The sequence below is a fragment of the Geitlerinema sp. CS-897 genome, assembly GCF_028368005.1.
Classification (GTDB): domain Bacteria; phylum Cyanobacteriota; class Cyanobacteriia; order Cyanobacteriales; family Geitlerinemataceae; genus Baaleninema; species Baaleninema simplex.
Map to the genome: position 1 here is coordinate 1 of NZ_JAQNCQ010000250.1, position 6,921 is coordinate 6,921.

The 6,921-nt window shown below is 51.5% G+C and carries 6 protein-coding genes and 1 pseudogene; 2 read left to right on the forward strand and 5 right to left on the reverse strand.

The features are described from left to right. Nucleotides 1-281: 281 nt before the first annotated feature. Together POG22_RS15820 and POG22_RS15825 are read right to left on the reverse strand one after the other, a co-directional pair. Entirely contained in the window at nucleotides 282-512 is a 231-nt protein-coding gene (locus POG22_RS15820) for a DUF167 domain-containing protein (protein WP_017660664.1), read from the reverse strand. Between the two features lie 4 nt (nucleotides 513-516). Further along, nucleotides 517-3,288, reverse strand: a complete 2,772-nt coding sequence (locus POG22_RS15825) for a bifunctional acetate--CoA ligase family protein/GNAT family N-acetyltransferase (protein WP_498906324.1) — start codon at nucleotides 3,286-3,288, stop codon at nucleotides 517-519. A 728-nt stretch (nucleotides 3,289-4,016) separates the two neighbouring features. Between POG22_RS15825 and POG22_RS15830 the strand changes: the two genes are divergently transcribed. Beyond that, nucleotides 4,017-4,529, forward strand: coding sequence for a GNAT family N-acetyltransferase (locus POG22_RS15830; protein ID WP_498906326.1), 513 nt, complete (start codon nucleotides 4,017-4,019; stop codon nucleotides 4,527-4,529). 115 nt (nucleotides 4,530-4,644) lie between these two features. Next, complete coding sequence (locus tag POG22_RS15835; protein WP_498906330.1) at nucleotides 4,645-5,037, forward strand: DUF1622 domain-containing protein; 393 nt, start codon at nucleotides 4,645-4,647, stop codon at nucleotides 5,035-5,037. 248 nt (nucleotides 5,038-5,285) lie between these two features. On the opposite strand, the gene POG22_RS15840 is transcribed toward POG22_RS15835, so the two are convergent. From POG22_RS15840 to POG22_RS15850, 3 genes and pseudogenes are all read right to left on the reverse strand, one after another. After that, nucleotides 5,286-5,414: a hypothetical protein gene (locus tag POG22_RS15840; RefSeq protein ID WP_498906327.1), complete on the reverse strand. Its 129-nt coding sequence runs from the start codon at nucleotides 5,412-5,414 to the stop codon at nucleotides 5,286-5,288. Nucleotides 5,415-5,499: 85 nt separating this feature from the next. Next, nucleotides 5,500-6,297 carry a TrkA C-terminal domain-containing protein gene (locus POG22_RS15845; protein WP_498906328.1) on the reverse strand — a complete coding sequence of 266 codons (798 nt, stop codon included), beginning with the start codon at nucleotides 6,295-6,297 and terminating at the stop codon, nucleotides 5,500-5,502. Between the two features lie 262 nt (nucleotides 6,298-6,559). Then, nucleotides 6,560-6,921: pseudogene (locus tag POG22_RS15850) on the reverse strand (IS30 family transposase); the annotation flags it as partial.

Consider the following 6,921-nt stretch of genomic DNA (forward strand, 5'->3'; position numbering starts at 1 on the left):
ACGCTTCAGCGGCGAAAATACTTGGGGGGTTGCCCCCTGGGAAGATAGCTCAGTGCCAGGTTAATTTTTTACAAGAAACCTCCTCAGCTCTTGAGGGGGTTTCTTTTTGGTTCGCTTTCAAGCACTCTTCACGCCCAGAGAGACAGAGGACACACAGAGAGACTTGTCGAGTTGGGCAAAACCAGTATCGGATTCTGTATGATTCAATCGTCGGCACTTCACTTTTCGAACAAACAACCGGGTTTCTTTGAGAGATTTCTCCCAAGAAACCCGGTTTTTCATTAATTGGGAATTTCGGGGATTTCAATGCGTTTGATACGCGAAGTTTCTCCCGATCGAATTGTCACCTGAGACTTACGAACCCCAAACCGCTTCGCCAACAACTTCACCAATTCCTTATTCGCTTTCCCGTCGATTGGAGGCGATTGTAAGCGAACCGTAAAACTACCGTCATCTTCAACGATAATCGACTGTTGCTTAGAATTGGGTTTGACTTTAACGGTCACAATCATGAGATTACTCGTTACTAGGAGGATTGAGTGGGAGTTCGGCGCGAACCATCGACTCGCCTAAAATTCGTTCGATGTGGAATCCTAACCGCTCGCAAATGCGTTGCATTGCGCCGTTGTCCGAGAGGATTTCTGCAAAGATGAGCTTGAACCCTTCGGCCCGTCCGATTTCGATGAGGCGGCGCAATAACTCCGTTCCCAATCCTTGATATTGGAATCGATCGACCACTAACATCGAAAACTCCGCTTCGCGAATGCGTTTCTTGCGGGCGGTCAGACGGGCGATCGCCACAATATGATGCTCTTTAGTTTTCGGATCTTTATAATCCGCCACCAGTGCCATGTCGCGATCGTAATCGATAAAACACAAGCGAGACAGTCGCTCGTGAGCGACGCGCCGACTCAACTTAAACATATGAGCGTAGCGCAAATACACGCTTTCGTCCGAAATCTCCTCGTGATACTTCGCCACCATCGGCTCGTCTTCTGGGCGAATCGGACGAATCGTTAAAGGAATACCTTTTTGCGTCGTCCAGGGTTCGACGTACTGCATCGGATAAGGACGAATGGCCGGTTTCGGCAGCGTGTCAATGTCTGTATCCGGCGGATGCAGTACCACACGGGCGTCGAGGGCGACAATCCTTTGAGAGTTCACTAGCAGCGGGTTGATGTCGATTTCCTTAATCCAGGGTTGCTCGACCACCAAATGGGAGAAGCGCACGAGTAACTGTTGCAACGCTTCCAAATCTACTGGGTCGCGGCCGCGAATGCCTTTGAGGGCTTTGTAAATCTTCGTGTTTTCCATCAACCGCCGCGCCAAGGTGGTGTTCAACGGCGGGAGTCCTAAAGCTCGATCGCGGAACACTTCCACGAGTTGACCCCCCGTCCCGAACAACAACACCGGGCCGAACTGCGCGTCTAAACTACTGCCGATAATCAACTCGTACCCGTCGAGTTTCAACATCGGCTGAACCGTCACCCCTTGGAAGTCGTCAGACGAGTGCAGTTCGCTGACACGGGCATAAATGCGATCGAACGCTTTTTCTACGGCTTCGGCGTCGTTGAGGTTTAACTGCACCCCACCCACGTCGCTTTTATGGGTAATCGTTTCCGAAAGCAGCTTCAACACGACCGGATAGCCGATATCCTCCGCCGCTGCGATCGCCTCTTCAACGGTTTTCGCCATGCGCGTGTCTACCGTGGGAATGCCGTAACTGGCCAGTAGTTGCTTCGACTCGTACTCCGTCAGCAGCGATCGATCGTGAGCGTGAGCGGCGTCGATAAATTCCTTGACGCGATCGCGCTTCGTCGCTATTTCCTCGTCCTCGTCCCCAGTCAAAGCTGGTGTTTCGTAGAGACTCTTCAAGTTGCGGCTGTACTGCCACATATAGTTGAACATCCGCACCGCCGTATCTGGATAAGGAAACGTGGGAATGTTCGCCTGATTGAGAATGTTCGCCCCGGTGGCCACTTCCGCTCCACCCATCCAACTGGCAAAAATCGGTTTCTTGTAGGTGCGTTCGAGGCCGTGAGGTTTCAACTGTTCGGCGGTACGCGTCGGGTCGGTCATGGCTTGCGGCGTCAGCATTATCAACAACCCGTCGCTGTTGGGGTCTTTAGCCGCCACGTCTAACGACTGGGCGTAACGTTCTGGGTCGGCATCTCCCAAAATATCGATGGGGTTGCCGTGGCTCCACTGGGACGGCAAAATCTCGTCTAACGCCTTTATCGTCTCTGGCGACAGTTCGGCCAGTTGTCCGCCTTCTGTAATCAACGTATCGGTGGTGAGAACCCCCGGACCTCCGGCGTTGGTGAGAATTGTCAAACGCTGGCCTTTGGGACGGGGCTGCTTGGCCAACAATCCCGCCATGTAAAACAGGTGCGCCAGGTGATACACCCGCAACACCCCCGATCGCCGGAAGGAGGCGTCGAGGACTTCGTCGCTACCTGCTAACGCCCCGGTGTGGGAGGCGGCGGCTTGGGCAGCGGCTTCAGTGCGTCCGGCTTTAATGACGACGATAGGTTTGGTCAGAGCGACTTCTCGGGCTGCAGAAAGGAACGATCGCGGATCGCCGATCGATTCCATGTACATGACGATGCTTTCAGTACGGGGATCGTCGCCAAGATAGTAAATGAGGTCGCCCCAGTCTACATCCAGCATCGAGCCGATGGAGACAAAGGCACTAAAGCCCACGTTCGCCTGAAAACTCCAGTCGAGAATCGAGGTACAGAGCGCGCCGCTTTGACTGATAAAGCCCACGTTCCCCGGACGCGCCATCGTTCCGGCAAAGGTAGCGTTGATTCCCGTCAGCGGACTCATCACGCCCAAACAGTTGGGACCGATAATCCGCATTTTGCCTCGGCTGGCTTCGAGGATTTGTCGTTCGAGTTCGACCCCTTCGGGCCCGATTTCTTTAAAACCTGCTGAGAGAATAATCGCCCCTTTAACACCCGCTTCGACGCATTGGCGAACGACGTTGGGAACGCCGGGGGCAGGAATGGCGATGACGGCGAGATCGACGGCTTCGGGAACCGCTCCGATTTCGGGATAAGCTTTAATTCCCAGAACGCTCGGACGCTTGGGGTTTACGGGAAAGACCGTCCCGCCAAAAGGATGGCTGACGAGGTTCCACAAGACCGTGCGTCCGACGCTGTTAGGTTTTTCGGTCGCGCCGATGACGGCGACGGTTTTGGGCGAAAAAATCGCACTCAGGGGATCGGGTCTGTAATGAAGTACGTCGTGAGCTGGGTCGGCTTTTGGTGGGGTTGCTCGAATCATCGACCGCTCCTTCAAAATTTAAGACTGCTAGGGGGTTAGCTACAGTGTATCGTTACCCGCCTCTCGATCGAGGTAAATTTCAACTTAGCTTTACCTTCGCTAACTGTAACATCGAAAATCAGCTTTTCTTGAAAACCATTTCAAGCGATCGCTGCCTAAAAAAAACCTTTTTTTTAACCCAAAATTAACGAATTTGTGATAGAGTTAACAATAATATTGCAGCACTTGTGGCATAGATTTGGGGTTGAACTCCAATGGTGTCACGTTTGCAAGTCGAGCAGCTTTTCACTATTGTTCGATCCTCGTTTGAGGAAAAATGTCGTTGTAGCTTCATCGAGGCTCGTACGATCTCTCTTTCACGTTCGATCTGAGAGTGCGTTAGCTGAAAGATTGACACGATGTCCGATTGCAGACCAGTTGTATCGCTGAACTAAACACGACGATCGCACTTGAAGATAACCCGTGCATTGCTCGAAATTTATTATATTTTTGGCAAGCAGTTTTGCCGTTTTTACTCGGCGATCGTCCGATTGACTCGATCGAAAGTCTCTGACGAATGGCATTGATGAGGTGGATACGGTCGGACGGGTCGAGTTGTTGAAGCCAGAGTGGGATTTCTGGGAGAGTGCCAAAGTGTATCCAGAATACACGAGTTGAAACCTCTCTAAGTTAAATTGAGATTAGCCCGAAATTAACCGGGTCTTGCTGTCGTTTTCCAATCCAACGCCGTGACTCGTCACGATCGCCCGCTCCTCTCTATTCGCCACGCTCGAGAACGCGATCTCAACGCCATCGTCGCAATTTATAACGCCGCCATCCCCGGCCGGAAAGCGACCGCCGACCTCGAACCCGTATCGGTCGAAAGTCGCCGTCCTTGGTTTCGCAGCCACGTTCCCAACTGCTATCCGTTGTGGGTCGCCGAACGAGACCGTCGCGTCGTCGCCTGGTTGAGCGTTCGCCGTTTTTACGGCCGTCCGGCTTACGCCGCCACCGCCGAACTTGGAATTTATGTCGATCCAGACTACCAACATCAAGGTATCGGCTCGCAATTGCTCGATTTAGCCGTTCGCGAAGGCCCCAAACTCCACTTAAAAACTGTTTTAGCATTTGTTTTCGCCCACAACACGCCGAGCCTGCGCTTGTTCGAGCAGTTCGGGTTTGATGAGTGGGGCTATCTTCCCTGTGTCGCCGAACTCGATGGCGTATTGCGGGATTTGGTAATTTTGGGAAAACGACTTTGACTGACGATCGCCATTCTATAAATAGACTCGCGACTGAAGCGAGGGCGAATCGAGGGTTCGAGAGTTCGCGATCGCGCCAGACTTGCCTTACCATCGAGATCGAGTATTACGCGAAATACGAGCGATGGAAGCCATCGAACAGGGACTCTTAGCAATCGTCAACCTGTCGAGGCTGGCGTTAGAAGCTGTTTCCGTACTGTGCGTTCTGTTAGGATTCATCGCAACATTGCGGTTGTTCCTTCGGTATCGACAGCAGGTTTACGACGTTCTATTTTTGAAAACTCGATTGTGTTTCGGGTCTTGGCTGGCGATGGCGTTAGAGTTCCAACTCGGGGCTGACATTCTGGCCACGACCGTCGCTCCATCTTTTGAAGCTTTGGGGAAACTCGGGGCGATCGCTGTCATTCGGACGTTTCTAAACTATTTTCTCAACCAAGAACTCGAAGCCGAAGCCGACCGCCAAGCTAAACGGAAACAGCCCTTCGAGGGAGGGGCGAGCGAAACCTGAATCGGACTCAACGATCTCAGCTCGTTGTACGACCGAACGTCCGATCTTCCGAACCGTTCTGGCGAGATCGAGTCAGAGAAAATCGAGGGTATACCGTTCGATCTCCGCGAGTCTGTGGATAACTCACCCCGTTTTTCCACAGTTTTTCCACAGGGGATGTGGATGAAGAAACCCCCAATCGAACAGAGGTTTGAGAGGTTTTCCACAGTTTCCACAGGAACGTTGTTAAAGATAAGATTAAAAAAAGATTAAACAACGATCGCGCAATCCAACCCCGACGAGATCGATGGCGATCGCTGCCGTTCTCCTACCAATTTTGCCAACGTTACCGTCCCGTGTTTGGCGTCTGTCGTTTGCGAGCGATCGAGAAGTGCCAAAGGAAGTTTGGCATTTTCAGCCCAGCTTTCTCGGGGAAACCGAAAAGGTTTTTGACTCGAGCCGACCGTGTTTCAGCGTTTCAGCTCAGCCGTTCTCTCGGGGCTTTTCACCTTCTCGATCGGCAGCTTCTTCTCGATCTTGTTGTTCCAACATCCGTTGTTGTTCTTCGACCGCTTGGTGATGGGAGCGTTCGCCGAGTAAATCCGCTCGCCGTTCGTCGAGTTCGGACAGTTGAGACAAACGGCCGTATAAAAGCAAGGTGTCGTTGGCGTGAATTGAGGTTTCTCCTTTCGGCGCTCCCACATAGCGGCCGTTGGCGCGACGAATACCCAACACGAGAATTCCTTCTTCGCGCAGTTCTAACATTTTCAATTTTCGATCGGCCACCCAATCCGATTCTTGCACCACCAATTCCGTGACGGTGTATTCACCACTGAGGTGCAGCAAACTAGCGTAATCGCGGACGTTGAGATGCGTCCACCGTCGCAAGGCGCGACGAATCAGGCGAGACAGATAGCGATCGATCCACGCACTCGTCGCCAACCCCCACAATACCAACAACCCGACGCCGAGTAACACGGCGCGAAGCACCCAACTTTCCGACTGGCCGATATTGGTAAACGTTAGCAGCAGCGAGGAAATGGTGGTGACGATTCCCGCGTTTCCCAACAGCATCAACCACATAATAATTCGCCGTCGAACGGGATGGTTGACAACTCGTTCGGCTTCGTCGGTGGTAAATCCCGCTCCAGTAAACGCCGATCGCGCTTGAAACTGCGCCGCTTGTCGGGACAATCCGGTGAGGGTTAAGGCGACGGTGGCGATGCGGTTGATGAGGAGGGAGAGGGTGAGGACGATGAAAACTGACGCGAGTGCAGCCAAGAGTTTCGGGGATTGACGGCGGAGTGGGGTCGAAACGAGAAATCTCGATCGAATTATAGGTCAGTCTTCTGAGGGCGAAAATCCCCCTTCCTACGGTTATCGATCCGTGTATAGCAGTACGACGTCGTTTTCGGATTGTTTCCAGAATAGATCGTTACAGAATGGGGTTTTTAGCCGATCTATTTCCGCAAACTATTTAGGATTGCTATATTGAGTTTTTAATGAAACTTTTAAAATTTGTTACTTTTGAAAAAAACTGTCAAAGCATTCCATTTGTATACTCGTTTAGTTATCGCTTCCACGAATGATAAAGATTGGCAAAATAACAGGATACTTCCAGCTTTTTAGCCAGTTCTTTGTGACCACTAAATTCCTTCCCGTTATCAAATGTAAATGTTTTCTGACGAGAAGAAGGCAGATGTAAAAACTCTTCGATTGTGACAGTATTAATGGCTTTTTCTGTTTTATTTTTGGCGAGACTCGCTACCAAAAATTTTGAAGCTTTATCCACATGAGTGACTAGAAATCCTGCATGGTGTCCGCCAATCATTGTGTCACTTTCCCAACGACCAACTTCCACTTTTAGATCGGCAATTTGAGGGCGATGTTCAATCCCAACTCGAT

Coding starts and splice junctions, on each gene's coding strand:
- POG22_RS15820 (WP_017660664.1), bottom strand. CDS start 512: ATGATTGTGACCGTTAAAGTCAAACCCAATTCTAAGCAACAGTCGATT.
- POG22_RS15825 (WP_498906324.1), bottom strand. CDS start 3,288: ATGATTCGAGCAACCCCACCAAAAGCCGACCCAGCTCACGACGTACTT.